This window comes from Micromonospora sp. NPDC047467 (genome assembly GCF_040643095.1).
Lineage (GTDB): Bacteria > Actinomycetota > Actinomycetes > Mycobacteriales > Micromonosporaceae > Micromonospora.
On the sequence record NZ_JBEYTO010000014.1, the window covers coordinates 24,882 to 51,860 of the forward strand.

The 26,979-nt window shown below is 70.4% G+C and carries 25 protein-coding genes and 1 CRISPR repeat array; of the genes, 5 read left to right on the forward strand and 20 right to left on the reverse strand.

From position 1 onward, the window contains the following. The first annotated feature begins 59 nt into the window (after positions 1-59). Positions 60-2,916: direct repeats of the CRISPR family, unit length 37 nt; unit sequence GTTGCGATCCTCGCCCGGTCCGAAGACCGGGCGCAGC. Positions 2,917-3,563: 647 nt separating this feature from the next. The 9 genes from ABZ780_RS29010 to ABZ780_RS29050 form a co-directional block, all read right to left on the reverse strand. Continuing rightward, entirely contained in the window at positions 3,564-4,700 is a 1,137-nt protein-coding gene (locus ABZ780_RS29010; protein ID WP_357488072.1) for a class II histone deacetylase, read from the reverse strand. Between the two features lie 46 nt (positions 4,701-4,746). Then, the gene (locus ABZ780_RS29015) at positions 4,747-5,952 is read right to left on the reverse strand and encodes a histidine decarboxylase (RefSeq protein ID WP_357488073.1); all 1,206 of its coding nucleotides are present in this window, start codon (positions 5,950-5,952) and stop codon (positions 4,747-4,749) included. After that, positions 5,949-6,683, reverse strand: a complete 735-nt coding sequence (locus ABZ780_RS29020; protein ID WP_357488074.1) for a hypothetical protein — start codon at positions 6,681-6,683, stop codon at positions 5,949-5,951. Before ABZ780_RS29020 ends, ABZ780_RS29015 begins: the two co-directional genes overlap by 4 nt. A gap of 269 nt (positions 6,684-6,952) precedes the next feature. Beyond that, a complete protein-coding gene (locus ABZ780_RS29025; protein ID WP_357488150.1) occupies positions 6,953-8,398 on the reverse strand; it encodes an APC family permease in 1,446 nt (481 codons plus the stop codon). An 11-nt stretch (positions 8,399-8,409) separates the two neighbouring features. After that, entirely contained in the window at positions 8,410-8,784 is a 375-nt protein-coding gene (locus ABZ780_RS29030) for a hypothetical protein (RefSeq protein ID WP_357488075.1), read from the reverse strand. Between the two features lie 130 nt (positions 8,785-8,914). Next, on the reverse strand, positions 8,915-9,568 hold the full coding sequence (locus ABZ780_RS29035; protein WP_357488076.1) for an N-acetyltransferase: 654 nt from the start codon (positions 9,566-9,568) through the stop codon (positions 8,915-8,917). Beyond that, positions 9,565-10,170 (reverse strand): hypothetical protein, encoded by a 606-nt coding sequence (locus ABZ780_RS29040; protein ID WP_357488077.1) that lies wholly within the window; start codon positions 10,168-10,170, stop codon positions 9,565-9,567. Before ABZ780_RS29040 ends, ABZ780_RS29035 begins: the two co-directional genes overlap by 4 nt. Beyond that, complete coding sequence (locus ABZ780_RS29045; RefSeq protein WP_357488078.1) at positions 10,167-10,388, reverse strand: hypothetical protein; 222 nt, start codon at positions 10,386-10,388, stop codon at positions 10,167-10,169. The genes ABZ780_RS29040 and ABZ780_RS29045 overlap by 4 nt, the downstream gene beginning before the upstream one ends. Before the next feature lie 401 nt (positions 10,389-10,789). Further along, positions 10,790-10,999: a hypothetical protein gene (locus ABZ780_RS29050; RefSeq protein ID WP_357488079.1), complete on the reverse strand. Its 210-nt coding sequence runs from the start codon at positions 10,997-10,999 to the stop codon at positions 10,790-10,792. Between the two features lie 128 nt (positions 11,000-11,127). Between ABZ780_RS29050 and ABZ780_RS29055 the strand changes: the two genes are divergently transcribed. Next, positions 11,128-11,919 (forward strand): GntR family transcriptional regulator, encoded by a 792-nt coding sequence (locus tag ABZ780_RS29055; protein ID WP_357488080.1) that lies wholly within the window; start codon positions 11,128-11,130, stop codon positions 11,917-11,919. Next, the gene (locus ABZ780_RS29060; protein ID WP_357488081.1) at positions 11,916-12,470 is read left to right on the forward strand and encodes a GCN5 family acetyltransferase; all 555 of its coding nucleotides are present in this window, start codon (positions 11,916-11,918) and stop codon (positions 12,468-12,470) included. The genes ABZ780_RS29055 and ABZ780_RS29060 overlap by 4 nt, the downstream gene beginning before the upstream one ends. 10 nt (positions 12,471-12,480) lie before the next feature. On the opposite strand, the gene ABZ780_RS29065 is transcribed toward ABZ780_RS29060, so the two are convergent. From ABZ780_RS29065 to ABZ780_RS29095, 7 genes are all read right to left on the reverse strand, one after another. Then, complete coding sequence (locus ABZ780_RS29065; RefSeq protein WP_357488082.1) at positions 12,481-13,317, reverse strand: thiopeptide-type bacteriocin biosynthesis protein; 837 nt, start codon at positions 13,315-13,317, stop codon at positions 12,481-12,483. Beyond that, on the reverse strand, positions 13,314-14,540 hold the full coding sequence (locus tag ABZ780_RS29070; RefSeq protein WP_357488083.1) for a lanthionine synthetase C family protein: 1,227 nt from the start codon (positions 14,538-14,540) through the stop codon (positions 13,314-13,316). The genes ABZ780_RS29065 and ABZ780_RS29070 overlap by 4 nt, the downstream gene beginning before the upstream one ends. Further along, positions 14,537-17,584, reverse strand: a complete 3,048-nt coding sequence (locus tag ABZ780_RS29075) for a lantibiotic dehydratase (RefSeq protein WP_357488084.1) — start codon at positions 17,582-17,584, stop codon at positions 14,537-14,539. Before ABZ780_RS29075 ends, ABZ780_RS29070 begins: the two co-directional genes overlap by 4 nt. 81 nt (positions 17,585-17,665) lie before the next feature. Beyond that, on the reverse strand, positions 17,666-17,815 hold the full coding sequence (locus tag ABZ780_RS29080; RefSeq protein WP_357488085.1) for an FxLD family lanthipeptide: 150 nt from the start codon (positions 17,813-17,815) through the stop codon (positions 17,666-17,668). Positions 17,816-17,881: 66 nt separating this feature from the next. Then, positions 17,882-19,111, reverse strand: a complete 1,230-nt coding sequence (gene fxlM, locus ABZ780_RS29085) for a methyltransferase, FxLD system (protein ID WP_357488086.1) — start codon at positions 19,109-19,111, stop codon at positions 17,882-17,884. A 328-nt stretch (positions 19,112-19,439) separates the two neighbouring features. Then, positions 19,440-19,742, reverse strand: coding sequence for a hypothetical protein (locus tag ABZ780_RS29090; RefSeq protein WP_357488087.1), 303 nt, complete (start codon positions 19,740-19,742; stop codon positions 19,440-19,442). A gap of 7 nt (positions 19,743-19,749) precedes the next feature. Then, positions 19,750-19,998: a hypothetical protein gene (locus ABZ780_RS29095; RefSeq protein ID WP_357488088.1), complete on the reverse strand. Its 249-nt coding sequence runs from the start codon at positions 19,996-19,998 to the stop codon at positions 19,750-19,752. 161 nt (positions 19,999-20,159) lie between these two features. Between ABZ780_RS29095 and ABZ780_RS29100 the strand changes: the two genes are divergently transcribed. Both ABZ780_RS29100 and ABZ780_RS29105 read left to right on the forward strand, forming a co-directional pair. Then, positions 20,160-20,675, forward strand: coding sequence for a hypothetical protein (locus tag ABZ780_RS29100; RefSeq protein ID WP_357488089.1), 516 nt, complete (start codon positions 20,160-20,162; stop codon positions 20,673-20,675). A gap of 85 nt (positions 20,676-20,760) precedes the next feature. Then, positions 20,761-21,222, forward strand: a complete 462-nt coding sequence (locus tag ABZ780_RS29105) for a hypothetical protein (RefSeq protein ID WP_357488090.1) — start codon at positions 20,761-20,763, stop codon at positions 21,220-21,222. A 76-nt stretch (positions 21,223-21,298) separates the two neighbouring features. Here ABZ780_RS29105 and ABZ780_RS29110 read toward each other — a convergent pair whose 3' ends face one another. The 4 genes from ABZ780_RS29110 to ABZ780_RS29125 are packed head-to-tail and all read right to left on the reverse strand — an operon-like array spanning position 21,299 to position 26,003. Beyond that, entirely contained in the window at positions 21,299-22,066 is a 768-nt protein-coding gene (locus ABZ780_RS29110) for a TatD family hydrolase (protein ID WP_357488091.1), read from the reverse strand. Continuing rightward, positions 22,063-23,352, reverse strand: a complete 1,290-nt coding sequence (locus ABZ780_RS29115) for a hypothetical protein (RefSeq protein ID WP_357488092.1) — start codon at positions 23,350-23,352, stop codon at positions 22,063-22,065. The genes ABZ780_RS29110 and ABZ780_RS29115 overlap by 4 nt, the downstream gene beginning before the upstream one ends. Beyond that, entirely contained in the window at positions 23,349-24,110 is a 762-nt protein-coding gene (locus ABZ780_RS29120; RefSeq protein WP_357488093.1) for a hypothetical protein, read from the reverse strand. The genes ABZ780_RS29115 and ABZ780_RS29120 overlap by 4 nt, the downstream gene beginning before the upstream one ends. Before the next feature lie 3 nt (positions 24,111-24,113). After that, positions 24,114-26,003, reverse strand: coding sequence for a P-loop NTPase fold protein (locus ABZ780_RS29125; protein ID WP_357488094.1), 1,890 nt, complete (start codon positions 26,001-26,003; stop codon positions 24,114-24,116). A gap of 255 nt (positions 26,004-26,258) precedes the next feature. Here ABZ780_RS29125 and ABZ780_RS29130 point away from each other — a divergent pair, with 255 nt between their 5' ends. After that, a complete protein-coding gene (locus tag ABZ780_RS29130; RefSeq protein WP_357488095.1) occupies positions 26,259-26,444 on the forward strand; it encodes a hypothetical protein in 186 nt (61 codons plus the stop codon). Positions 26,445-26,979 lie beyond the last annotated feature (535 nt).

The following is a 26,979-nucleotide window of genomic DNA, read 5'->3' on the forward strand; positions in this document are numbered from 1 at the left end:
CGTCCGAAGACCGGGCGCAGCCCGCGTCCGGCCGGTCCGCCGACGCCGAACAAGGCGACGTTGCGATCCTCGCCCGGTCCGAAGACCGGGCGCAGCCAAGGACGGCAAGCCGGTCGAGCCCCGCGTGACCGAGTTGCGATCCTCGCCCGGTCCGAAGACCGGGCGCAGCTCTCCCGGCTGTCCGGGTAGTTGCGGGCCAGCCAGTTGTTGCGATCCTCGCCCGGTCCGAAGACCGGGCGCAGCCGGATCGAGCTTCGCGCCGACGGCCGGCAGGTCTGGGTTGCGATCCTCGCCCGGTCCGAAGACCGGGCGCAGCCGGCGACGAGTTCCGCGGCGTGGCCATGCCGGTGCGCCTGTTGCGATCCTCGCCCGGTCCGAAGACCGGGCGCAGCGCTTATGCACGGATGGGTTTGCTTGTCAACTCACATCAGCGTTGCGATCCTCGCCCGGTCCGAAGACCGGGCGCAGCCATTTCCTATCCCCACCGGGCAGCGGTGCCTTCGCGCGTTGCGATCCTCGCCCGGTCCGAAGACCGGGCGCAGCCCTGGTCGTCGAAGTAGACCACCCGGTCGATGCCCCCGTTGCGATCCTCGCCCGGTCCGAAGACCGGGCGCAGCTGACCCCCCCAAATCCCCAGGTCAACGGGGGGTCAGGGTTGCGATCCTCGCCCGGTCCGAAGACCGGGCGCAGCAGCGGCGCTCGGTGCTCGCCGCGATCGACCAGGAGATCGTTGCGATCCTCGCCCGGTCCGAAGACCGGGCGCAGCCTGGACCCCGACCTGCGCCGGTGGACCGAGGCGTTCGAGTTGCGATCCTCGCCCGGTCCGAAGACCGGGCGCAGCCGAGGCCGTCCCGGTGCACCAACTCGACGGGCAGCAGTTGCGATCCTCGCCCGGTCCGAAGACCGGGCGCAGCGACCACCCCGAGACCGAGGGGCGCGCGATGGCTATCGTTGCGATCCTCGCCCGGTCCGAAGACCGGGCGCAGCCCGACGTCGCCGGCGGCATGGCGCTGGTCTGCACCGAGTTGCGATCCTCGCCCGGTCCGAAGACCGGGCGCAGCACCCGGGCGCGGCGCTCGACGACGCGATCGGGTACCTGTTGCGATCCTCGCCCGGTCCGAAGACCGGGCGCAGCAGACGCACGGCCGCCCTGGTCGGCGACCCATCAACAGGTTGCGATCCTCGCCCGGTCCGAAGACCGGGCGCAGCGGAAACCCCAGCTCGATGTCGACGCGGATGCGCGTGTTGCGATCCTCGCCCGGTCCGAAGACCGGGCGCAGCCCCCGCATGCGCGGGGAGCAGAAGATGACAGAGCAACGGTTGCGATCCTCGCCCGGTCCGAAGACCGGGCGCAGCGCACCGCCAACCTCACCATGCAGCAACTACGTGGCAAGGTTGCGATCCTCGCCCGGTCCGAAGACCGGGCGCAGCAATCCGGTCGTACTCGTCGGGGTACTGCTCCCACCACGCGTTGCGATCCTCGCCCGGTCCGAAGACCGGGCGCAGCTCGACAAGGCGGGCGGGTTCACCGCCGGGACCGCGAAGTTGCGATCCTCGCCCGGTCCGAAGACCGGGCGCAGCGTAATACTCCAGGACGAACTGGGCTTGCTCCGTGGTGTTGCGATCCTCGCCCGGTCCGAAGACCGGGCGCAGCCCGGCCGCCGCGACCGCCAGCGCCGCCCCTGCCACCCGTTGCGATCCTCGCCCGGTCCGAAGACCGGGCGCAGCACGTTATACGCCTGCTTTGGTGGGCTCCATGGCTACTGTTGCGATCCTCGCCCGGTCCGAAGACCGGGCGCAGCTCGCCGGGCTTGCCGGAGCCAAGCTGAGGCTGACCGGTGTTGCGATCCTCGCCCGGTCCGAAGACCGGGCGCAGCCTGGAAGAACACCGAGGGCGCCGTAGTCGGAGCAGTCGTTGCGATCCTCGCCCGGTCCGAAGACCGGGCGCAGCGATCACCAAGCCACTCACTGCGGATTCTCGGGAGTCGAAGTTGCGATCCTCGCCCGGTCCGAAGACCGGGCGCAGCATCTACGACCTGATCTCGGGCGGGAAGCTGCGGTCGGTGTTGCGATCCTCGCCCGGTCCGAAGACCGGGCGCAGCACCCGCGTGTGCAGCTCCACCGAGCAGGTGCCGCCGGTGTTGCGATCCTCGCCCGGTCCGAAGACCGGGCGCAGCTTCTGCGGCCGGGGAAGACCTGCGCGGTCACCCCGGGTTGCGATCCTCGCCCGGTCCGAAGACCGGGCGCAGCCCGAGGCCACCGACGAGACCGGGCTGCGTCGGGTGTGGTTGCGATCCTCGCCCGGTCCGAAGACCGGGCGCAGCCCGCCGCGCCAGTGGCGTCCGGCGACCGCGCAGGAGGTTGCGATCCTCGCCCGGTCCGAAGACCGGGCGCAGCCTGGCGCTGATCGCCAGCCAGCACGACGACGAGCTGTTGCGATCCTCGCCCGGTCCGAAGACCGGGCGCAGCGCGCTCGCGGGGCATGGCTCCTCCAAGCCAGAGGCCCCGTTGCGATCCTCGCCCGGTCCGAAGACCGGGCGCAGCCTGTCAATGATTCGGCCGAAACTACTTTGCGTAACAACGTTGCGATCCTCGCCCGGTCCGAAGACCGGGCGCAGCGCCCCGTCGGCCTGATCCGGGCGTTGACGTTGTCAAAGTTGCGATCCTCGCCCGGTCCGAAGACCGGGCGCAGCCTAGAACGGTGCGGCCGAATTGCTTTCCGTTGATGTAGTTGCGATCCTCGCCCGGTCCGAAGACCGGGCGCAGCGATCGCCGACGGGGACAGCACGATCAACCTGGCGCTGTTGCGATCCTCGCCCGGTCCGAAGACCGGGCGCAGCGACCAGCCACCCAGACCAGCCAGCCCACCCACGACGGTGGTTGCGATCCTCGCCCGGTCCGAAGACCGGGCGCAGCAGTTGCTCAACAGCATAGATTCATCAACTTCGAGCATCACTAGACACTCCACTTGGGCGGAAGTTGCCGCATTGTCCGATTTCTTAGTTCGGAACCCCAAGCTCAACCCACCATCGCCAGAGGTTCCTAGATCAACTGATCCCAGCGCCTAACGGGGGCAGTTCGGCGACACCGCCGAACTCCGCCCATGCGGCACGGCGAGCCGCCGGATGATGGTCCGGCTTACTAGTCCGCGAACGCGACGCCGTGCACCGCCGACCGAACGTGCCCGCAGTAACTCCTGATCACTGAAATGTCCACGAAAACTCAATGGGCGATCAGGTCGAGCACGGCATCGGGTCGAGTAGGTCAGCGACGTCCGCCCGAGGCAGGCGAGGACCCGCCGCAGAAGCAGGTCATCACCTGGGCCGCTCAAGGTTCGGACACGGTGAGCGGGACATGCGCACTACCCCACCATCAGCTTCTTAAGGGCGTCGATGACGGGCGTCGGTTGAGGTAGCTGGTGTCCTTGGTTGACCCCGCTGACCGCGCCATAGGTGCCGACAAGTTGGGCCAGGTGGGCGGTAATCGCTCCGCACCATCTCCGTCGTCCGGTGTCGATGTGGATACGGCTCGGGCAGCAACGCCGGTTAGACAAGGCGTTCCAGTCAGCGAGTGGCCGGAGAGGCGGCGGTGCGGATCCCAGCCACAAGTTGGGCGGCCTCGTTGATCGCTTCCTGCTGCTGGGGCGTGAGCGGCTCGGCGGCGTATCCGGCGACGACGGCGGCGAGTGGGTCGGTGACGTGGGTGGTGGTGCCGGCGAGTTGTTCGAGGAACGCGAGGACGCAGTAGGGGGTGTAGAAGGGGCTGTATCCGCCTTCGTGAGCGCCGACGAGCCGCCCGTGGCAGAGCCGGTTGGCCGCGTCGACGAGCAGCTTGGTCATGTCGCGGTACGAGGCGGAGGTGAGCATCTGTCTCGCCATGGGGTCGAACACGCCCGCGTCGAAGCCGTTCGCGAGCAGGATCAGGTTCGGTGCGAAGCGGTCCAGTGCGGGCAGGACGACCTCGGTCATGGCGTGGAGGTAGGCGGCGTGGCCGCTGCCGGGCGGTAGTGGCACGTTGAGGGCGTAACCGGTGCCGTCGTCAGCGCCGTTCTCGTGGGTCCAGCCGGAGTCGGGTGGGAAGCAGCCGGCTTGGTGCAGGGAGATGGTGAGTACGGTCGGGTCGGTGTAGAAGATTGACTGAGTGCCGTTGCCGTGGTGGGCATCCCAATCTACGACCGCGATCCGCGCAAGGCCGAGTTCGGCCTGTGCGTGGCGTGCCGCGATGGCGATGGAGTTGAACAGGCAGAAGCCCATCCCGGAGTCGGCGGTGGCGTGGTGTCCGGGCGGGCGGGTCAGCGCGTATCCGTTGGTGATGTCGCCCTGGGCGACGGCGGTGACGAGTTCGATCAGGCCGCCGGCTGCGAGGCGGGCGATGTCGTAGCTGCCGTGACCGACCGGGGAGAAGCCGTCCCCGGCGTCCCCTCTCCCGCGCAGCTCGCTCTGGGCCTTGATGTGCTGGAGATGCTCGCCGGTGTGCGCGCGCAGGAGTTCCGTCACGGTGGCACGCCGGGGCTCGATGATCACCAGCTCGGCGAGGAGCCCGGAGGCGTGGATGAGTTCGTGGGCGCGTCGTTTGGCTTCGGGGTTCTCGATGTGCACGGCGGGTTGGATGCCGGCGGTCGGGTGGGCGGGCAGCAGGCCGGCGCTGGTGCCGGTGTCGTGCCAGAGGTATTCGGGGTGGAAGACGTAGCCGGTGCTCATGGTGATTGTCTCCGTTGGTCGGTAGGGGGAGCTCAGGGCAGGATCGTCAGCGCGCTGAGGTGCTGACCGGTGCTGCGGTCGCGGGCTGGGGCCGTGGGATCGATCGTGGCGGTGCGGCGGCGGTGAGGTCGGCGACGAAGGCGCCGATTTGGCCGTGGGTGATGCCGGGCATGCAGATGAGGTGGCTGGTGTCGCCGTCGGTGGCGAGCAGCCACTTCTTGCGTACCTGCTCGGGTGGGGTGGGCAGGACGACGGTGAAGGCGTGCGGGTGTCGCCAGGCGGGCCAGCCGACGGCGGTGAGCTGCTCGACGGTGTAGGCCGCGAGTCGGCGGGCGTGGGTGACCCGCCAGCGGTGTCCTTCCCGGCCGTGGGTGGCGATGGCGTGCCACAGCAGCGCGGCGGCCAGGCCGCACCGCGAGCCGGTGATCGTGGTGTCGGCGGTGGCGGTGTAGGCGACGTGGCGGTGGTGGGTGCGCAGGTGGTCGCGGATGAGGACGACTCCGCATGGTGTCGGCACGCCGAGGAATTTGTGGCCGCTGATGGCGATGCTGCCGATGCCGCTGGCGTCGTCGAGGCGCAGCCGCCCGTCGAGGGCGAGGGGGATGCCGGACAGGGCTGCGTCGACGTGCAGGTGTCCGCCACCGGTGTGCTCGTCCAGGACGGCGCGGATGAGGGCGGTGTCATCGACCGCCTCGGTCATGGTGGTGCCGGCGGTGGCCACGACGATGGCGGGCCAGCGGCGCCGGGTGCGGAGCTGCGCGGCTAGATGCGCGTAGTCCATCTCCCCGTCGGTGCGGGCGTCGATGACGACTCCCCGCGCGCCGAGCAGTCCGACGGTCTTGGGAATCGAGTAGTGCGCGGCGCTCGAGTGGTAGATCCGGGCTGTGGGGTGGCGTCGGTAGGCGGCGTGGAGGGCGGACAGGTTGCCCTCCGTGCCACCGGTGGTCACGTAGCCCCACCGGTCGTCGGCTGGCATGGCGAGGATGTCGGCGAGCCAGGTGATGACGGCCCGCTCCAGCACTCGTGTGTGTGCGGTTCCACCCGTGTCGGCCGGGTCGCCGATGTTGTTCCACAGGCGGTTGCCGAGGCGCGCCAGGACTTCGCTGTGGTCGAGGTCCACGGCGCCGGGAAACCCGATGCTCGTGGCCGCGGCGGCGTCGGCCTCGCGGACGAGGTGGTCGAGGGCAGCTGCGACGTCGATCGGGGCACGGCCGAGGTCCACGGCGTCGGCAAGGTTCAGGGTGTGGGTCACACCGGCCGCCCGGAGTGCAGATGGGTGGTGAGGGTGTGGTTCAGCGCGCCCAGCTGCCGCCATACGTGCCGGGTGGCATCGTCGCAGTCCTCGGTCAGGTTCTCGTGCCGGTTGAAGTAGGTGACCCGGTCCGGGTCGAGGGTCCGGTTGCAGCGGATGCCATCCACGCCGAGGCGTGCGTGCGGGTCCCGGTCGATGTGCATCGCAGTGCCGTCGGTCAGCAGCACGTAGCACTGGCCTTTGAGGTCGAAGACGGACCGGCGGCGACCGGTGGTCGGCAGGTCTCGCAGCGTGTGGGCGAGCTGGTACCAGCGGCCCTGGTCGGAGTCGAGGGTGCTGACGCCGACGCCGACGTAGGTGGACCCATTTGGCAGGCTCATGTCCCCGCCGTTGACCATCGAGCCGTCCGGCCCAAGGGGATGCCAGCGGCGCCGCATGGAGGCCGCGCGCGCGATGTTCTCGCTGGCCACCTCGGCGAGGTCGGCGAGCAGCCGAGGAAGGTCGTCGGCTTCTGGGGAGGCCAGCCACAGCCGGTAGGCGGTATGCAGCTGGTAGCCGTACGGCTCGGCGGGGACGTCAGAGACGAAGAACAACACCACCCCGTGCGGGCCGATCGCGTGGCGTTGCCCGAAGCGCTGATCCGCCTCCACCATGTGGCCGGTGTTGATCCGCTTGCACCGGTACGCGACCTGCTTGCGAAGGTCAGCCCAGCGGTGGACCTCCGGCGGCATCCCATCACCGACCGGCACCTGCTCGAACGCCGACGAGGGCGCGGGCCGAAGCGGTGGCGGTGGGACCTTGGCCTCAGGCGGTCGCGGGTAGACGGGAGGCACACGAGCCCCTCGGTAACCCGGCGGCGGCACGGGGGCCGCAGACCCCGGCGGAGCGGCGGGCGGTGCCGTCGATGCGAGATCCGGCCGCCAGCCCGAGTTGACGGGATCGAGGTCGTAATGCCTGCCAGGAGGCGGTACTGCAGCGTGGGTCATCATCGTCGCGCCCTTCAAATCGAGATGTTGATGGCGTCGGGGACGGCGTGTGTCTTCGGGCTGCCACGGCCGATGGCGGCGTAGACCTCCGGCCGGGTATGCCGTAGGTGTCCGGCCCACACCCCGCCCACGACGGCAGTGGCGGCGAGGATCGCGGGCAGGAAGAACGGATACATCGACCCGGGGGTGGTACCGAGCAGGGAACCGACGTTGCCCACCATCAGGGCCAGCACCACCGAGCCGCCGAGCACGCCCAAGGCGGGGGCGAGTCGCCACTCCCACGCACCGGCCTGCGGGCCGCGCACGCTGGCCGGGGCCGTCATCGCGGCCACCGAGGCGGCCAGCAGCAGGCATAGCAGGCCCATCGCTCCCAGCGTCGACAGCCAGGTGAACATCACCGCGATCGGGTCAGCGCCGGCCAGCGCGAACGCGCCCACCACCACGGTCGCAGTGCCGGTCTGCGTCAGCGACCCGCCGCGCGGCGCGCTGACCCTCATTGCGCTGCCGGTCTGCGCCAGGCCGGCGGGCAGGACACCTTCGCGGGCCATCGCGAACACGTACCGGGCGGCAACGCTGTGGAAGGCCAGCATTGAGGTGACGATTGCGAAGATCAGGACCAGCTCCGCGAGGGGTACCCACCAGCCGCCGAGGCGCTCCAACACCGCGAACGGCAGCCCGGCTGCAGGGTCGGCGGCCGCCTCGGCAACGGAGCCGGGGCCGACCGCCACGCCCATCGCCCACGCGGCGAGCGCATAGACCCCGCCCAGGACGACCACTCCCCCGATGGTGGCCCGGCCAACTGACCGGCGGTCGATGGCCTCTTCGACGAACGACCCCGGGGCGTCAACTCCCATGAACGCGGCCACGCAGAACGCGACCGCACCTCCTATGCCACTGACCGCCAGTCCCGAGGCGTCGAAGCCCTCCCAGGACAGCCCACCGGCCGCAGGCTGTCCGGCACCGGCCAGCACGAAGGCCGCGACGATCAGCAGCGACACCGTCAGGACGGCGGCCAGCACCCGGGTGGACAGCACGATGGCCCGCACCCCTAACACCCCGACCACGGCCAGGGCGATGCCCGCCCACACCCACCACGCGCCGCCCAACTGCGCGGTCATCGTCGCCCCGAACAGCCCGAACAGGCTGGTCTGGATGGCGTTGTACGCCACGAGGGCGACCAGGCCGGCGGCGACACCCCAGCCACGGCCGAGACCGTGGGCGAGGATGCCGTAGTAGGCCGCCGGGTGGCCGAGCTGGCGGGCCATCGCGGTGTACCCGACCGCAAGCACCGCGACCGTGCCCGCCACCAGCACGAAGGTCAGCGGCAGGGCCGTCGCCCTCGTGGTCGCGTAGGTGGCCACGATGCCTCCGGCGAGCACCACCATGGGCGCCGACGCCGCCGCGCCGAACACCCACAACCCGAACGGAGTCAGCGTCCGCCGTGCGAGGGCCACCTGCATGTGTCTCGACTTCACCGCTGCCCCCGCTGGGTGGAGTCCGGGCAGCCAGAGTGGCGGCAGCCGTTCACCGGATGACGGTTCACGTCGGCGGCGTTGGCGGCCACGAGGTACACCGCTGTGGGCCTGATCGGCCCGCTACGCCAGTAGTCCCGGTCCCGGTCGAGCCGCCGCTGCGCGAGGTCGGCCCGAGGTGTGAACCCGAACAGGTCGTGAGCGCCGTCCGGCCACTGCCGTCGAACCGCGTACCCCCACGCGTACTCCGTCGGCGCCACGTCTCCCACGCCTGCGGCGGCGCTAGGCGCGGTGGGCAACCGGGCCGACCACCGCCCGGTGCTCAGCCGCCTTGGTGGGAAGGTGGAGAGGGATCGGGTGAGAGCAGACAGCATGAGGGGTACCTCCATCGATCAGGGGTGCAAGGGTGGACTGCCGTGAGGTCAGCGCCGACAGGTGATCAACAAGTGGTGCTCGACCGGACGGTCAGGGAAAACAAGGTGCTGCCGCCGCTGCGGCCCGACCTCAAAACGGCGTCGCGGCGCGATGCAGGCGCACCCGGCGCGGTAGTCCGACGGGTAGCCGCTCGCCTGGGTGGGGCCGCCACATCCGCCACAGCGTCGGGCCGCCCGGCTCCAGCAGGATCGGTGAGCGTGGCTCGTAACCGAGCCAGGCGAACAGGTCCTCTCGAGGACGGGTGCTGCTGATCTCCGTGTACGCCGGCAACCCCTCCGCATCCAGCCTCTGGTGGTGGCTGACCAGCAACGCTCTCGCGGCACCGCCCCGCCCTGGACGGGCCACGACGTGCGCGAGGTGGTGGTGTGGTGTGTGGGGCAGCACCGCGTCGACGTAGGCGTGCAGCAGGGCGAACCGGGGAGCGTGTGGCCCGAGGAGCCGGTCCAGGTCGTACATCCACGTCGCAGCCGGCGGGGCTGGTTTCAGCCGCCTGTACCAAACCGTCACGGCGGCCAGGTCGTCGGTGGTGTCGACCTGGCCGTGCTCGAACCCGTGCGTCAGCACGAGATGCGCATAGCGGTGCAAGAGGGCCGGTCGCTGGGCCACGTCCGGAACCAGCCAGGCTCCAATGGGCCGGGCGACCAACGCGTCCGCCATGACCGTCGACAGCGCAGGGAAGTCCTCTTCGACTGCGGGGCGTACCGCCGCTTCCACCAGCCTCATGGCGCATCCCTCGGTGTGCGGTCGGGGCCGGGGCCTTCGGCCACCGTGTCCAGCCCGAACGTGGACTCCACGGCGCGTGCTGACCGTTGGCGGGACACCCACGGCGCCGAATCGAGCGCGCGCTCGAAGGTGGCGGCGAGGTGCAGGCTGTCGGGGGCGACCCCTGCCACGGGCAGGAGCTCCCGGGCGACCTCGATCAACCGCGGTGAGCCGCAGATGTAGAACGCCTGCCCTGCGCGATGGTGGTACAGGGCCCTGCCGGCGGCCTGCTCCAGAGCGTCCTGGTAGTCGGGTTCGACCGCCGGCGGAACCTCGCCGCGCCCGTACCAGACCGCTACGGCGGACAGATCGGCGTTGGTGTCCACGGTGCCGTGCTTGAGCGCGTGTTGAAGCACCAGTCGGAAGTAGCGGTAGCAGACGGGACGCCGGTCGTTCTCGTCGGGAACGAGCCACGCGACAAGGGGCACCTGGAGGAACGATTCCGCGAGCGCGAAGAGCAGCGGGCCTTCGTCGTCGGGGATGGCGCGGCGGACGGTGACGGCGGGTCGTATGGGCTGGTGACTCCTGGCCGGGCGCGTTAGCAACGCCGGGGGTGTGCTCACCGGGGGTCGCCTCTCTCGTGCTCGGTCGTCAGCTGAGGGGTAGCGCTGCGCCGCTGCATCTCCGAGTGCGCCGCCAGCTCGGCCTGTGCCCAGTCGTTCTGCTTGCAGCCGTCCGGGGTGCAGTTGAGGCAGCGGCCGCCGTTCTGGTGCTGAAGGTCCGTCAGAAGTGCGGATTCGAGCCGGTCGGCCAGCCGCACGCTCTCGTCTCGGCCGCTCATCCGTGGTTCCGGCGGCGCCGTAGAAGCGTGTGGAGCAGCCCTTTGCTGTTCGTGAAAGATGTTGCACACCGCCATCCCCGCGCCCAGCAGCCAGTGGGCGCTGCGTGGCCTCCCAGAATGCCTGGTTGCGCCGGGCCAACTCGTCGGGCGACTCGGCGAGCGAACCCGCCGGCGCGGTGAACCCGTCCTGCCGGCTGTAGAGGGTGGCCGCGCGCAGGTCGGCGACGCCGAAGGCGTTGTAGGGGTCGTCGTCACTGGCCGGGACGAACCATTTGATGCGCCGCATGGGCGTAACCCTCCTTCCGAGGGGTGCGCGGCCGGGCCCTCCCCGGCTTCGACCGCGCTCCCCGGCGGCTTGGGTGCAGAGCCGTCCCTGGGGACCGGGCGGCTCTGCACCCGGATCATGGGCGGGGCTGGGCCCGCAGGTATCGGGTGACCCGGCCGGCCGAATCCTCGGCCTGTTCGACGAGGGTGCGCAGCGGCGAATTGGCCGGGCGCCGCAGCTCGCGTGCCCTGTCGACCTGGTCGAGGCCGGTCAAGAGGATGCGGACTTCTTCGAGCGCCCGGTTGACGGTCTCCATCTCCCGAGACATCTCGCCCGGAGTGCTCATCCCTGCTCCTTGTTGATCACCATCCAACGTTCGGTAACGTTGGATTCATACCAACCATTGCAGTGGACTGGGACACAGTCAAGACCATCCCCTAGATTGGTTGGTACGACATGACGGAAGGTGTGAGCGTGCCGCAGCCGAAGTACCAGAGGATCGCCGACGATCTACGTCATCAGATCGTCGGCGGGATGCTGCGCGTGGGAGACCGGCTCCCTACCGAGCCTCAACTTCAGGAGCAGTACGACGCCTCGCGCAACACCGTCCGCGACGCAACCGCCGTGCTCGTGAACGAAGGACTGGTCGAGCGGGTGCCCGGCCGCAGCGGCGGCATGGTCGTCCGCGAGAAGGTGACGCTGACCTTCCACGCGCACCGCGCGGAGATGCCGGCCGGCCCAACGAGCGAGACGGACGCGTGGCGGTCCGAGGTCGAGCAGCAGGGGTACGAGGCGTCACAGGAGTTCCAGCTGACGATCGAGGTGCTACCGCGCGACATGGCCGAGCGCCTGCACGTGGAGCCGGAATCAGCAGCGGTGCTGCGCCGGTGCGTGCGGTTCATCAACGGGCAGCCGTCCTCCGTCCAGGACACGTATTACCCGATGGACCTCGCCAACGAGGTCCGAGAGTTGTTGTCGCCGAAGGACATCCCGCAGGGCACGACTCGGCTGCTCGCCGAGCGGGGCTTCGTTCAGACGGGCTACTTCGACGAGTACATCTCCCGGATGCCGAACCCCGAGGAAGCAGCCTTGCTCGGCTTGCAGCGCGGTACGCCTGTCCTGCTCCACATCCGCACCGGGTACACCGAGAACCGTCCCGTCCGGGTTTCCATCAACGCGTTCGCCGGCGACCGAAACCGGATCGTCAGCACCCACGGCGACGCTGCCGTCATCGCGAAGTTCCGGCCGGAGGAAGAGCCCCAATGATCATCACGCCTGCCCGACTTAGCGACGTCGACGTCATCATGAGCTGGCGACGCGAGCGCGCCGCCTGGCTGGCCGCCCGAGGCGAAGAGCAGTGGTCCATCCCGCTGCCGCGCTCCGCCGTGGCGTCGACCGTCTCGGCCGGGCAGACGTGGATGGTCTGGGACGGCGACGATCCGATCGCCACGATCACCCTGACCGCCTACGTGGACGTCGACAGCCTGTGGAAACCGGACCGCGATCCCGAGGCGCTGTGGTACCCGGAGGACGACCCAGCCGACGCGCTGTACGCCGCGAAGATGATGATCCCGCTGCGCCACGCCGGCGAGAACCTGGGCGGCGAAATGCTGGACTGGGCCGGCGGCCGAGCGTACGAGGCCGGGCTGACGTGGCTGCGGCTGGACTCCTGGACCACGAACCACCGGTTGCACGACTACTACCGCCGGCAGGGCTTCCGGCACGTCCGCACGGTGGAGTCCCGGGTGTCCGGTGCCTGCTTCCAGCGGCCGGCGCAGCGCTACACCGGCCACCGGTTGAAGACCGAGGCGAGCTGATCCCTGGCCTTCAGTCGGCGAGGATCACGTCCCGGGCCGTCGCCGCCAAAGCGTGCTGCTCGAGATACGGCAAGCCGGCGCGGTTCCATCCGGGCAGCACCAGGTACGCGAGCACGGCGCGGAGTCCCCGGGTGAGCCGTCCTGAGTGGGCCAGGGCATTCAGCTCGGCGCCGGCGGTCCGGAATCCGGTCATCCAATCGCTGGCGAACGCCAGCGCACCGCTGTTGAGCAGCGGCCCGTCCGGGGACGTGTCCACAGACAGGTAACGGAGCACGGCTTCGGCGAGGCCCGCAGGCGGCCCGGGCGGCTGCTCGACCGGCCGGCAGGCCACGACCCGCGACCACACGTCGCCCTGCTCGAACCATTCCTGCCCGGCGGCGCGCAGCAGCGCCGTGGCCAGGAGCAGGGACAGCTCACGTCGGTGGTCGCGCTGGCCGCCGGTGTCGGCGCGGTACGCCATCACCGCTCGGCTGTCGTGGTGGAAGAGGCGGTGCGCGACGCGCATCCCGTCCGGCCCGCCGAAGGCGTGCACCTCGGGCTCGTAGATGACCTGCGCCCAGTCCCGGATGCTGTCCTCGGCCCGAAGGCGGGCCAGCGAGGCGGTGATCGCTGACGTGGCCGCCTCCATCGGCACGTCCGGCCCAGGCTGGTAGCGCAGGCGCCAGTGGCCCTGCTTGCGGACAAAGAACCAGGCGGCGATCACCCGGTACTGCTCGGCCTCGGCGAGTTGCCGAGCCAGCGTGCTCGCCACCGCAAGCTCCGCCTCCGGGCTGTCGGCGAGCTCCGCGTTGAGCTGCCCCCACAGGTCCAGATCGGTGTCCACCGCGCTTTCCTCCCAGCAGGTCATGCGAGCAGCATGCAGGCGTCCCAGCCGGACACGGGTGCACCGTGCGCGGCGGTGTGCAGCGCCAGCACGACACCCGCGTCGCCTTCCAGCAGCCCTGGCGGGCTGCCATGCGGGCCGCTGCCGGACAACAGCCGGCCGACCAGCTCGGCCAGATGCTCAGCGACACAGGGCGTACGGGCCTCCGCCGCGAAGCGGGCGGCGACCTGAAGGAGACCCGCCCAGCCGTGGCAGAGGCTGTTGTCGACCATCAACCCGAGCGGGCCTGGCGTGGTCAGGCACGCGGTCATGGCGTCCTCGGCGGTGTCGAGCAACGCGGCGTCGTGCAGCGTGATCCCGGCCAGTTGCAGCGCCCTGGCGATCCCGGGGGTGCCGTAGCACCAGGACGGCCGGCCGGGTGTCTGCTGGCCGGGTCGCAGCCGCCCGGAAGTGTCGACGGTGAGCCACTGCGGCCACCACGGCGTCTCGTCGTGCGGCTGACGCCAGTCGGTGAGGAAGGTGCAGATCCGGCGGATCGCGGCGGCTTGGCCGTCGACGAGCGCACCGGCGCGGGCGGCGAGGGCGAACAGGGCGAGCGGGCCGGTGATGCCGTGGGCCATGCCGAGGTTGCCGTGCCCCTGCGCGAAGTCGGGCGTCACTCGGTTGCGCGGGCTCCGGTACGTCCACCAGCCGGGCAGTGTTGCGCCGCGGTAAGGCAGCGGCTCCGTCAGCCGCACCAGGTACGTCAGGACCTCCCTCAGTAGCCGGCCGCCCGGGTCCCGGCGCAGGAGCAACGCGCCGATGCCGGTCAGGCCGGTGATGAGGTCGAACTCGGTGGTGGCTGGCAGGTCGCCTCGGTCGATGCGGGCGTGGGCCTGGTCGAGCCGGTCGACGGTCATCGTGGCGACGGCGTCGTCAATGGTGTCCAGGGCCCGCCTGTAGCGGCCCGGCTCGCCGGCGGCAGCGGTGTGGATGGCGTACGCGGCGGCCGGCGCGCCGAAGAACAGGCCAGCGTCGGGCCCGGACGACAGGCCGGCGCTGATGACGGTGGTCAGCCAGGTGTGGACGGTCACCCAGTCGCCGAGGCCAGCGTGGGCGCGTTCGGCGTGCAGCAGGGCGACCCCGGCGGCGCCCTTGCCGAGGGACTGATGCCAGCCGGGCATCGGCTCGTCGGTGGGCGGGATGGTCAGCGGCTCGATCAGCGCGGTGAGCGTGCTGCCAGGCAGGGTGCTGATGTCAGTGGTCATCGCAGGGTCCTTCCGGTCCGGACCGTCCAAGCAAGGGCGGCTGCGCGGGCGAGGCGGTGCACGGTCTGCTCGGCGTCCCGGTTGATGCCGGCCATTCGGATGTGGTGCAGGTGCAGCAGGGACGCCAGCACGGCGTGCGGGTCGGTTTCGCCCTGGGCGAGCTGCTGCCGGTAGGCGACGAGTGTCTTCCGGCGCTCCGACCACGCCTCCCTGACCGCGCGGCCGCCGCCGACGCTCAACAGCGCAGCCCAGTCGTCGGCCGGGTCGGCGAGGCGCACGGCGTCGCGCTGCGCGTCGCGGGGCAGCGGGGTGGGCGAGTGCGCGGGGACGTTGTCGACGAGCCAGCGCATCCCGTCGGCGACGCTGCCGGTCAGGCCGGTGACGATCGCCGTCATGCTCGCCGCGGCGATCGCCTCGGGCGTGACAGTGTCCATGCGGTCGGCGGTGAGCTGGGCGACGGCAGCGGCGGAGTCAGCGGCGAAGACCATCTCGGCGGCGGCCATGGCCGGGCCGGTGCCGTACCGGCCGGTCTCGGGCTGGTAGCTGTCGAGGGTGAGGTGGCTGATCAGCCCGACGCGGCGCAGCTCTGCGGCCCACCGGCCGACCCGGGCGGCGGCCGGACCGTACCCGTCCGGGTCGGGCAGACGGATGCGCAGCCGCAGGTGCGGCTCCGGGTCGCTGTAGCGCAGGAACCACCATCCGTTGGGCGGTGCCGGCCAGTCGTCCAGTAGCTCCCGGAGGCGGTCGGTCAGCACGGTCGTCTGCCGGTCGGGGTGGCCGTACAGCTTCGCGTGCAGCCAGGTGGAGCAGCCCGGAAGGTGCCCGTGGTCCCGGTCGATGACGCGGGCCCGGGCGTCGCGGGGCCGAGGGATGGGCGGCCAGCTCAGTGCGACGGTCGACGCGAGCGGCACGACGACCTCGTGGGCGTGCCCGTCGATCCAGCCGTACGCGGCCGGGGCGGGGGTCTCGTGGAGGGTGGCGTGGCCTCGCCGTTCGAGGTGCGCGCGGAGCAGGTGCAGGTGCGCGTCTTCGCCGAGGTCGAGCCGCAGCCGCTGGTCGTCCCCGCCGACGCACACGGTGGCCGGAAGCCCCACTTCCTCGGACCAACGGGCCAGGCCTTCTCGCCACTGCGGCCAGCTCGCCGCCGCCGGGGCGACGTCGGCAGGGGTCAGGTTCCACCGCGCCGAGGAGAGCACCAGCCGCCCATGGCGGATGCGCGGCAGGAACGGCAGCTTGCTCGCCGCCGCCCAGACGAACGGTCGACACGCTGCGGTGCGCGCCCGACTCAGCTCGCACAGGAACCGCACCAGTGGCTGCGTCGCGTTGCTGAACTCCACCGAGTGCAGTGCGGTGACCTCGACCGGCCGGCCAGCCGACAGGGAGAGCAGTTGCAGCCGCCGGGCATCACCGGTGACGGCCAGGTCGTCGAGCGTGATCCGCTCCGTCCCGGGCGTGGGGTGTTCACCGAGGGACAGCAGCCGGGGCAGCACTGCCGGGGTGCGGGCAAGCTGTTCGGTGCGCAGGAGCAGCGGCGGGGCGGATATCTGCACGGCCAGCGCGTCTGGGTCGACCGTGGGCAAGTGTGCGTACGCGCGGCGGACCTGCTCCAACTCGGAGGGGTCGAGCAGGTGCAGGAACCGGCCGGTGCTGGTGCCGGCGGCGCGGTGAACCGCAACAACCACCAGGTCGAAATCGCCCCGGTCGACCGCGTCTCGCGAGGGCGCGTGCACCTGGAAGCTCAGCTCGGTGTGCGGCGGCACCTGCGTGGTGGCCGGGTCGCTGGACAGCGCGTCGACGAGCTGCTCGTCGAGGGTGATCTCGTCGGCGTCGCGCATCGCGGTCCGCTGCGCGAGCGCGAGCAGCAGTCGGTCTCGGCCGGTCATCGCCGGCGGGCGCTGCTCGTACTGGCTGCCCAGGTATCCGGCTGGGAAGCCGAGCCCGCCGTCGCTGACCAGGTCGCGTACCGGGACCACAGCGCCGGGCCCGTACCGATCGAGGAACCGGGCCTGGTAGTCCACCCACGCGCTTTCCCCCCGAGCAGCCGGGTTGAGGCGCACGAGCAGGGCGGCGGCCTCTTCGGCGGCGCGGGCGACGCGCGCCGGAAGTGCGGCCGCGCAGTCCACGCGCAGGTCGACGGCGACGGCCGCCGGTTCGGCGGCGACCCGGGTCATTCGACGGGCGGCGCGTGCCCGTCCATCGCGCGGCTGGTCGAGGTCGTCTCGGATCGCGTGCAGCGCCGGGATGAGCGCTGCCAGTCGTTCGTGCCTGTCCACGCCCGTCTGCGCGAGCTGGTCGACCAGGTACCCGAGCGGGTCGACGGCGGTCATCGGCGGCCGGAGGGCGCTGAGCAGCACCTTGCGGGTCAGCAGGTCACCGATCAGCCGGCGGATGCCCTGCTCCCACCCGGGGTAGCGCTCGGCCACGCGGGCGGCCAGTTCGCCAAGCGGCAGCGGAGTCCGCGCGATCCGGATCGCGTCGGCGACGACCGGGGAGTGCTTGACGGTCACCTCGGCCGAGGGCCCGTCCGGGTGCGGCTGGCAGGGCACGACCAGCCGGTCACCGCGGACGAAGGCCAGGTCGTTGGTCACGACCGGCACCAGGTCCTGCACCTCGGGCAAGGATTCGAGCTGGTCGACGCGGCTGGCCATCCACGCCGGCTCTGGCCGGGCCACCGTCCGGTGACTGGTCCCCCAGCGAACGGAGGTCCTGGCGGCGTCCAGGCGAAGCGGCGCGACGCCTGCGAAGAGGCCGAATGGCGTGGCGCGACTGGTCATCCGTAGCAGGTAGCGGATAGTCGAGACGACCAGTCGGCGTACGTGCCGCGTGTCGAGGAGCGGTCCGTCGCACAGCTCTCGTTGGGCGCGGTCGGCGAGGACGGGGCTGGCGAGGGCGATGGCGTCGGAGACGTCGTGCTGCGACCAGACTTCGGTCAGCCAGGCGCGCCACTGGTCGACATCGTCGTGGGTGAGGTCGGGCCAGGTCGTGGGTGGTTCGAGCGGGTGCGCGGCGGCCCGCAACATCGCCGCGTCGAGGGTCTTGAACATCAGCGGCACCTTCCCCGGAAATCGGGCAACCCCGGTACCCGCCCAGCAGGAGCGGGCGCGGCACCGGGGTTGCCGTCGTCGTCAGCTACAGCTGGTGCAGGCGCTGGAGCAGGTCGAGCCGCACCCGTCGTCGGTGGCGCGCATCAGCTCCGGCACGACAGGGGCGTTGGAAATGACCTCGGGATCGAGGTTGAGGTCCGGCGGTTCGACGATCTGGACGTCGTTGGACATGGAGGAACCTCCTCGGTAAAGGGTTGGATGTTTCAGGTCCGGCGCTGATGACGGGCGCCTTCGCCATCAGGGCCAGGAGATCGTGACCCGGGTATGGGGCTTGTCGATGACGAACCCCTCGGGCAGGTGGGAGTCGGGGGTGTCGGCCGGGTAGGCGGTGATCCATGCGCCCGGTCCGCCGCGCTGGCACTCGTTCCAGGTGCGGATCTGTTCGGCGAGCTGCTCGGCCAGCTCGGCACCGCGCGGGCCGTGGCCGCGTACGCCGAACTCGTAGCTGGTGTGGTCCTCGTCCACCGGGCGGGGTCGCATCCGGTAGGCGAAGCTGTCACCGACGACAACGGCCGGGCTGGCCGCGCGCCAGGGCGCGTTCACGAGACCGCTGTCGAAGGCCGACTTCTGCGCGGCGAGCTGGCAGAAGCCGGGCAGGGCGGTGGACAGTCGAAGCTCCAGGTCGTCGAGCGGCTCCTGCTGGCCCACGGTTACGCCGGTCCACAGGTCCGTGCCGGTCTGGGTCAGCGCCGTCCGCAGGGCTTCCGCGTCGACCTGCATGCCGCCGTCGAGGCGCAAGCCGACCTCCCGGCCGGCGAGCAGCACGAGCTGTTCCCGGTCCTCCCCGGCGCCCTGCATGGGCACAAAGCCGCACGGCCCGTATCCGTCGCTGGCGAGGTGGTCACCTCTGCGGTCGAAGGCGATGGCACGGGTCAGGTTGCGCAGCCGCAGCGGCACGACGATCCGCCCGTCCGGGGCGAGCTGGTGGATCCAGGTCGGCGGGATGTCGGCCGCGCCCACGGTGACGATGATCCGGTCGTACGGAGCGCCGTCGGGTGCCCCGTACTCTCCGTCGGCACACAGCACCCGGACGTCCGGGTAGCCGGCGGTGGTGAGGAACTGGCTCGCACGGTCGACCACGTACTGGTCGATGTCGAGGGTGGTCACGTGGCCGTTGTCGCCGACCAGCTTGCGCAGCAGGGCCGCGTTGTAGCCGCCGGAGCCGATTTCGAGGACGTGGTGGCCGGGGCGTACGTCGAGCAGCTCCAGCATCATCGCGATGGCCTGTGGAGCGGACACGGAGCTGATGGCTAGCCCGTGCTGGTCGCGCTTTGTGACCACGGCCTCGTCGGCGTAAGCCTGCGCGAGCGTGGCTTCGGGGGCGAACACGTGCCGAGGTACGGTGCGCAGCGCGTGTTCGACCGCTTCGGTGCGGACGGTGCCGTCGGCGACGAGGTTGTCGACCAGCTTGTGGCGGAAGGCGTGGGCCTGTCGTTGTTCCTCGGTCCCGTCGTGGCCTGTACTCACGTGGATACTCCATCCCCTGTCGGCGATAAGGTGGCACCGCCGCGATCCCCGAACCGCAGGAGATCGCCGGAGTGATCATGCCTCAACGCTAAGTAACGTTGGATTCATACCAACCATTGCAGCGGCAGGGCGGCGCGTCAAGGGACTCCCACGAATCCGTTACCGGAAACGACGAAGGGCCCGGAGGGGTGACCTCCGGGCCCTTCGCTTCGTACGCCGCGCTGTCGGCAATCCAGTGGAGCCGCCTACCCGGCCGACGCGACCAACCGCGGCCAGGCCGCGTTGCGCCCCGCCTCCAGCAGGGACACCAGCCGGAACGCGTGGTCGGTCAGGCCGGCGACCGTGTGCCGAGTGCCCGCTCCGGACGCGTTCGCGCCGACCCGGTAACGCCGATGTTCCAGGTGTAGACCGGGACGTCCTTCGGCACGATCTGGTCGATCGTGCGGTAGCGGCCGGTGTTGTGCTGCTCATCGGTGACGATCAGCACCCGGTCGTGACGGTCGAAGTGCGCGGCGACCGCGCCGAGCGTGTCGGTGTAGTTCTCGATGCGGAACCGCTCCATCACCTTCAGCAGCGCGTCACCACGGCGGAAGTCCACCCGGTACGACGCACCGCCGTACCCGGCCAGCATGGCGTCGTCAGCGCGCAGCGCGACCGCCGAACCGAACAGCGCGGCCAGATCGGCGTTGGTAATGTACTCTCGCTCCTGCTTCGTCGAAGTACCCGTGGCCTGGGAACATGGATGGCGACTGGTCGATCACCACGAGGGTGCGCCCGGGCAGCGCCGGCACGTTCCCCAGTGAAGCCTGCAACGCCTTCTCCAGCGCGGCGCCCCAGCGCAGCGAACCGACGGCCTTGTGGGCACCGTAGAAGTTGAACGGAAACAACCGCGACTTCGCGACCCGCGCCGGGTCGGCCAGCCGCGCGCTACCCGGTCGGCGACGTCGTCCGGCACGCCGGAGTCGTCGAAGTTCCGCAGGTCCTTCAGCAGCGCCCCGTACCCCAGGACCGGGATGACGGCCGACCAGGCGGCGGCATCCATCGGACCATGCAGCCAGCCCGCGACGGCCTCCCAGGTCATGCCGGCCACCGCGTCGACCGGTTCTGCGTCCTCGTCCGTGACCTGGCCGTGAACGATCCGGCCTGGCTGATCGACTTCCTGCGCTGGCTGCGCGTCGAGGGAAACCTGCGTACCGCGCCGCTTGTCGCCGCGGCCGAGTTCACCGCCGCGCGCCGTGGTATGCAGGACCCGGACCAACTCGTCACCACGGTGGTCGACGCGGTGCTCCAGCGCGCCGACGAGCCGGGCGAGCTGGTCGCCTACTGGACCAGTCGGTACGGCAAGTCCATCCCGAAGGGCATGAAGAAGGGCATCGCGAGGGCTGTGATCCGGCTCTACGACGAGTACAGCCTGTCCAAGTACGCCCGTGGTGAGGGTCAGCGTGTAGTGCTGCCCGGCGTCGCTGACCTCCCACGACAGCACCCGCGGCGTCGGATCCGGCGCAAACTTCGATCCCCTCGCCGGCGAGCCGGACCCAAGGACCCCGGCTGTTCCCCGCGGTGACATCCCCTACGAACTCGACCTCACCGGCTTCCCCTCCGAAACCGCGCTCGCGGACGCGGTCCTCAACCGGCTCAGCGGGACCTTCATGATCCACCGAGAACGCCGGGGAACTGACTGTTCAGGACGACAGGCGCGCATCGACGCGGTGATCCAGGGCCATGACTCCACCGCTTGGAAAGACGACGATGTCACCTTCGGACTGGAGTTCAAACTCCCGGGGCGGGACTCCGGGATCAAGGGCTACACCAAGTGGATCGCTCAGGCCGCCGACTACACCCACGTCGATTGGGACGGATTCGGCCGCCTCCCGATCCTGACCTGCCCCGGCCCTGCCGCCTGGCTGGATCGCCTCCAGCAGCACCCATCGGAGGACCCCCTGGCTGGGCTCGCACGTCGACTGACCGGCCAGCTCGGACTGGGTGAGGTCCAGCTGCGCTGGCACCACGGCCTGACCATCATCATGAACGGCGAGCAGTTCTGGTCCGAGCGATACGGCGTCCGGCGCGGCCGCATCTGGTCGACCAAGCTCAAGGTGGGCTCACGGTAACCGCCGAAGTAAGCCGCGCTCAATGAGCGCGGCTGCTGGGGGTCAGAGGGTATCCGGCCGCCGTGATCGGCGGATGTCATCCGGCGGCGGCGAGGTGAGTGATCAGAGTCCGGTTGAGCAAAGCGGCGCAGCCGGTCGACGTGACCAGCCGACTCAGGTTCTGCCAGGTCACGGCGCGCAACTGCGCGGGCGTGATGCGGTAGTGCGCGGCGAGAGCGGTTTCGACGCTGGCAGTGTTGCCCGGCAGCCGAGGCGGTGGGGCGGAACGGTCACCGAACGGGTGGTCGGTTTCGGGCAGGATCCGCTCGCGGGGAATCTCACCGATGGCGGAGAGGCGCCGGGCGGCGCTGTGATTCATCGAGAAGTAGCAGCCGAGGTCGACGGCGCGGCGGGTCTGGTCCGGTGTGCCGAGCCACCAGTGCAGGATCGCGCCGCGGATGGGCCGGCGGGCCAGCGCGGCCAAGAGCTCGTCGTGGGCGCCGGTCGAGTGGAGGCTGGTCAGGCGCGGGTGCTGCTGCAAGATCTCAAGGATGGTGTCGAGAGTGGCAGTCTGCCGGGGCAGGTTCGCCTTGCTGCCGTCGAGGCCGATCTCGCTCACGTACGGCGTCTGTGCCACGAGCTGTTCGAACCAGCCGGGATCGAAGCTGCTGTGGTTGCGGGCGAGGCCGGGGTGGCAGCCGGCGCCCCAGATGACGCGAGCATCACGGCGCCGCAGCGCGGTGTCGGACTCGGCGAGGGTGCGGCAGGCCGCGAAGACGACGCCGGGCAGGGTGATGAGGTCGGCCGGGTCGATGGCGGGATCGATGTGGGCGTGCATGTCGAGGGCGGGCTGGCGGGCGCTCATCGGGCGACGGTCTCCAGCTCGTGCATGCCCCGCTCGATCAAGGCTTTCGCGGCGGCCAGGGGGTAGTGCTCCGGCAGGGTGAGGCTCAACAGGTCGGCGGTCCGCAGGCCGCGGGCCAGGAAGCCCCGCAGCGCAGTCTCCATCGATTTGTCTCGCAGGTAGCCGGCCAGGTTCGGGTCGCCGGCGTCGTTCAGGTAGGTGGTCTGGTCGCGGATGCCGCTGGCGTTGAAGGACGCGCGTCGCAGCAGGCAGCCGAAGCAGACCCCGCAGTGCGACATCACCGGGTAGTGGTGACTGCGGTGTCCGGTGTGGCCGCAGGAGTGAGTGCCCGAGAGGAATCCGGAGGCGGCGTGAACGCCGATCAGCTCGCCGGTGCGGGTGAACATCTCGCCCTTGGTCATGGCGGCCAGGGGGTTGATCACGGAAGCGTGCGCTCCGCTGGCGGCGGCAACCTGGCTCAGTTCGTGCAGGAAGTACGGGTGCGTGGTGCGGGTAGACAGGCTGCCGCGTTGGTCGGCGCTCAGCGGCAGGTTCAGGGAGGCGAATCCGTTCTCCGGGATGTGCAGGTCGAGCTCTTCGATGGACGCTACGGCCAGCCCCAGTGCGAGGAACAGCAGCGAGCGGGTCCGGGTGGATCGCTCGTCCGGGAACGAGTGGCCGCCCGGTTGCCTCAAGTTGCGGCTGAAGCGGATCTGCTGATGCGGCAGGTCGGCGGCGCCGGTCAGGGCGGTGATGCGGGCGGCGATGTCGCGCTGCAGCGGGGCGATGGTGGTCGCTCCGACATGGGAGAACAGCAGCTGCCGACGGCCGCCGAGCTCGTGCTGGCTGAGCAGGGCCCCGACGGCCGAGTCGGCGCCGCCGCTGAGCAGCACCACCCGTTCAGAGCCCGGGTAGCGGTATGGGGAGAGCGGCTCGGCGGGCAGCCGGCTGCGGCGAAAGGTCAACGACCACGAGTCACCGGAAAGGAAACCCAGCAGGGCCTCCCAGCGGGCCTGGGTGCCCTGCCAGGCCGCCGGGTCGGTGACCGGCACGTCCAGCTGCAGGTCGCGGCGCGACCAGCTGGCACCGCTAGCTCGGCGCAGCACCGACCGGTCGGCGGCGTAGACCAGCACGGCAAGCCGGACAAGGTCGGCGTTGGCGGGTCTGACCGGACCGAACAGGCCGAGCCGGGGGCGCAGACGGGTGGTGAAGGAGCCGGTGCCATTCGGTGTCCAGTAGAAGGTCGACCCGGCTTGTGCCGGCGTGAGCTGTTCGGGAAGCTGGAATTTCATCGTGAAGGTGGTCATGCGTCACCCCAGATCACGCGCAGCGACTCGATGCCTTTCGCGATGGCCGTGTTCAGCTCCTGTTCGGTTGCCCCGGTGGCACTCAGCTCGGCGTTCCCGGCCAGCACGCGCGCGGTGGCACGCATCTCATCCTCGGCGGCCAAGATCGCCGTCGCGGACGGGTCGCCCTGCTGCAGGCGGGCGGCCGTCTCGGTGCAGGCGGCCTCGAAGATAATCAGTGCGATGGTCTCGCGGACGATCTCGTCGGGGGTCGGGGGGCTCCCGCCGGAGTGGGCGTCCAGGATCCAGCCGGCGATCTCGGCGGCCACCAGCCGCTGCTCGTGGTCCTCGATCGTGCCGTCTGCCAGGGGGCCGCAGGCCGCGTCGACGATGGCTTTGGTGACCTGTAACGGATCCTGGTTTGCGCGCAGCGCGTTGTAGTCGAGTCCGAGGTCGGCCAATGCCTGCGCGTCGCCGGTGCGCAGGCCGTAGGCAGCGGCTGCGGCCCGGCTTGCCGCGCGCGCTGAGGCGGCGACGGATCGCTGGGCACCTCCCCCACCGCCACCCCCGCCGGCTCCGCTGGCGCGCCCGCCTCCTCCGGGGCCGTCCGCGCCGCTGCGGAACAGCCGCAGGGCCGGACGCAGCGCGGCCGGCGGTAGCGCCGGGCGGGGCTGGTTGTTGCCGGCCGCCGCGGCGATGTCGGCCCACTTCGAGACGGCGTCGCGCAGGTCTTTGCCCGCCTTGCCGCCCCCGCCGGTGTAAGACCCTTTAGTGCCCACGGATTACTCCGCGAGGCCTGGTAGGAGGGTGAGCGTCCGCTTCACTTGGGTGTTTGTCGCGGTGTCACGCCAATGCCGTAGCAGCGGGGCGAAGGCCTCGGTGTCCTTCTCGAACGCGAGGATCGTGGAGGGCTTCAGGTCGTCCGCGGGCAAGGTCATCAGCGTCTCGTTGGCCGGGCCGGCCAGCTGCGGGTGCCGGGCGACGAGCCGCAGGATGGCGCTGACCACGGTGAGCTGGTTGCTGGGCTGGTCCCGGCCGACCCGGGTGAGGTAGTCGACCAGCAGGGTGGCGTCGGCGACGCCGAGCGCGTCGAGGTCCTCGTCGGTCACGGACTTCTGCTCGGTCCGCGAACGGGACAGCAGGTTCGCGGCCAGGTCGCGCAGCCGGCTCGGCAAGCCGGTGTCGAACAGCGGTCTGCCGGTGAACGATGCGGCCAGGTACAGGTACGGGGCGAGGTCGTTGTTGGCCAGCGCAGGCGGGAGTTTGGCCCAGCGCAGCAGGTCATCGTCGAACTCCGCCGCCGGAACTCCTGCCGGCGCTGTCGCAGTGGCCCGCTTTTTGCCGGCAGGCTTCGGCGCCGGTTCCGCACTGGTGTCCGGCTGCGGCGTCGGGTCGCTGATCGCCCGTCCGGCCGCCTTTTCCAGCGCGCGGATCTGGTCTCGCAGCTCGCCCTTGGCTAGCCAGTCCAGAACTTTCGTGAACCCACCCTTGATCAGCTTCTCCAGGACCATCAGCTTCGCGACGACGTCCCCGTCCAGGGTAATCCCTCGGTGCCCGGCCACCGACTGACGCACCCGCAGGTCGTTGAGGAAACGCTTGATCCGGCGTGGGTTGCCGCGCAACTTCTCGTACAGGATCGGGGTCAACCGAGCCGCGAACGCCATCTCCGTGGTGACGTTGCGGCCCTTGAGCACTGTGCCGAGATCGTCGAGATTGCCGCCCGCGCGCCGCTGCTCGTCGCAGTGCCGGGTGTAGAAGTCCAGCTCCTCGCGTTCGATGGAGTGTGACAGCTGAAGCAGGACCAGGTAGGCCTCGGTGTCGAACCTGCTCAGCGCGGGAATCGGCACGGTGGTCTGCACGATCTTGTGCAGGTACAGACTGGCCGGCTCCTCCGGGCCGAACTCGTCGGCCGGATCCAGGGTGCCGCCGGGTTTCGGGAAGCGCTCCCGGATCGCGTCGGCGACCCGATCCTCGTCGGCGGCGATGACGAACGCCATCTTGGGCACGGCCAGGAACAGGCGGATCGCCTCAAGGGTCTCGATCACCGTGTCGCGAAGGCACCGGTCGAGGTCGTCCACCAGGACGACCACGCGTTCAACCCCGGAAAGATCCTTGGACGCCATGAGCGTGCCGAACTCGGTTCGGAATTGGTCGAGACCACGCGGCGCGCCGGCCCCATCACCGGAGGGCTCGGCGACCAGCTCCAGCAGCTCCTCGACCTTGGGCAGCTGCATCGTCAGGCCGGTACGGGCGGTCAGCTTCAGCGCCTTGGCCCACTGGACCCGTTTGGCGAGTTTCTTGGCCAGCTCCAGCGCGACACGCGACCCGGTGTCGGTGTGCAACTCGTGCAGCTTGCCGATGACGGCGGCAAGGATCTCACCGATCAGGGTTTCCTTCGCCCCGGCGGCCGGGTCGTAGCGCCAGGGGTCGGTACTGACAATGAGGATCTGCTTGTCGGGGCCGAGATTGCGCTCCCTGAGACCGCTCTCGATGAGCTTGAGGACGGTGGTCTTCCCACTGCCCCACGCCCCGGAGACGCCAATGGCCAGGGGGTCGAGGGTCTCGTCTAGGACGGCGTCGATCACGGTCGTCGCCACGGCGGAGAACGCCAGCAGGTCAACGTTGTGGGGCTCATCCGACCACAACCCCGACCGATGCTCATCAGTGCGCATCACGCTTCATCCTCCCCAGGAAAGCGACATCGCAGCCTAGCGTGGTGAGTGGTCCGCCACCGGCCCCACACAGTGTCCGGCTTAGAACATATGTCCACCACTGCGACACGCGGTCCTCCTGCGGGGATCCTGAATGTCAGCCGCCAGCGGTTGGCAACCACGCAGATCGGCGGCAGTTCGGATGCAGGCCCCGGCGACGGTGGTAGCCGACGCGCTCGGCTTCCACCAGACCAGCACCGCCCGGCGCGGCCGGCGGTGTCACAGCATCTCGGGAAGCTGCGGTTGGCCGGGCTGGTCACGGTACGGCGGGAGGGCCGCCGCGCCCTCTACACGGCCCGAGGCGGGCACGTGCGTCGGCTCGTGACGGAGGTATTGCAGGCCGCGTCGCACCGGGTCCAGGGCATCCCCGAGCACGACCTGAGCCGACAGGCTAGTCGATGAGCTTCAAGCGCGGGTCGGCAAACCAGTCACGGGCGAACTGGCGCAGCGCGTCGGCGTTGACGGCCTGGCAGGCGACGGTGCCTAGGCGTGGACTGCTTTGACGGCCTCTTTCTGGCCGGTCGCGGGGCCGCCGACGACCTTCCGGCGCGGCGGGGTCGGTGACGAACGCGCGCACCTGGGCGAGCTGGTCGGCGGGCAGGTCGGACCGGTAGTTGACATCACGTACCCGTCGCCGATGACATGGCCGAACGAGGTGGCCGGGGCCGTCTCGCCGGGCTCGAAGAAGTCCTTGGCCGGGTGCGCGTTGGCCGGGAACGTCTCGGTCCGTTTGCGGACCTCGCATCCGACGGACGCCGCCTGAGCTTCGGCCTGAACCGGGCGGAGCACCCCCTGCCGGAGGTGATGACGAGGACCGCTGTGGCGACCACACCGGTCGCGACCAGCGCGCCATGCAAAAGCCGCCCGTCCCGCAGGCGAGGCAGATAGGTGCCGCCACTCTGCACATCCGCGTCCGCTCAGTGCTGACCGGCCGTCG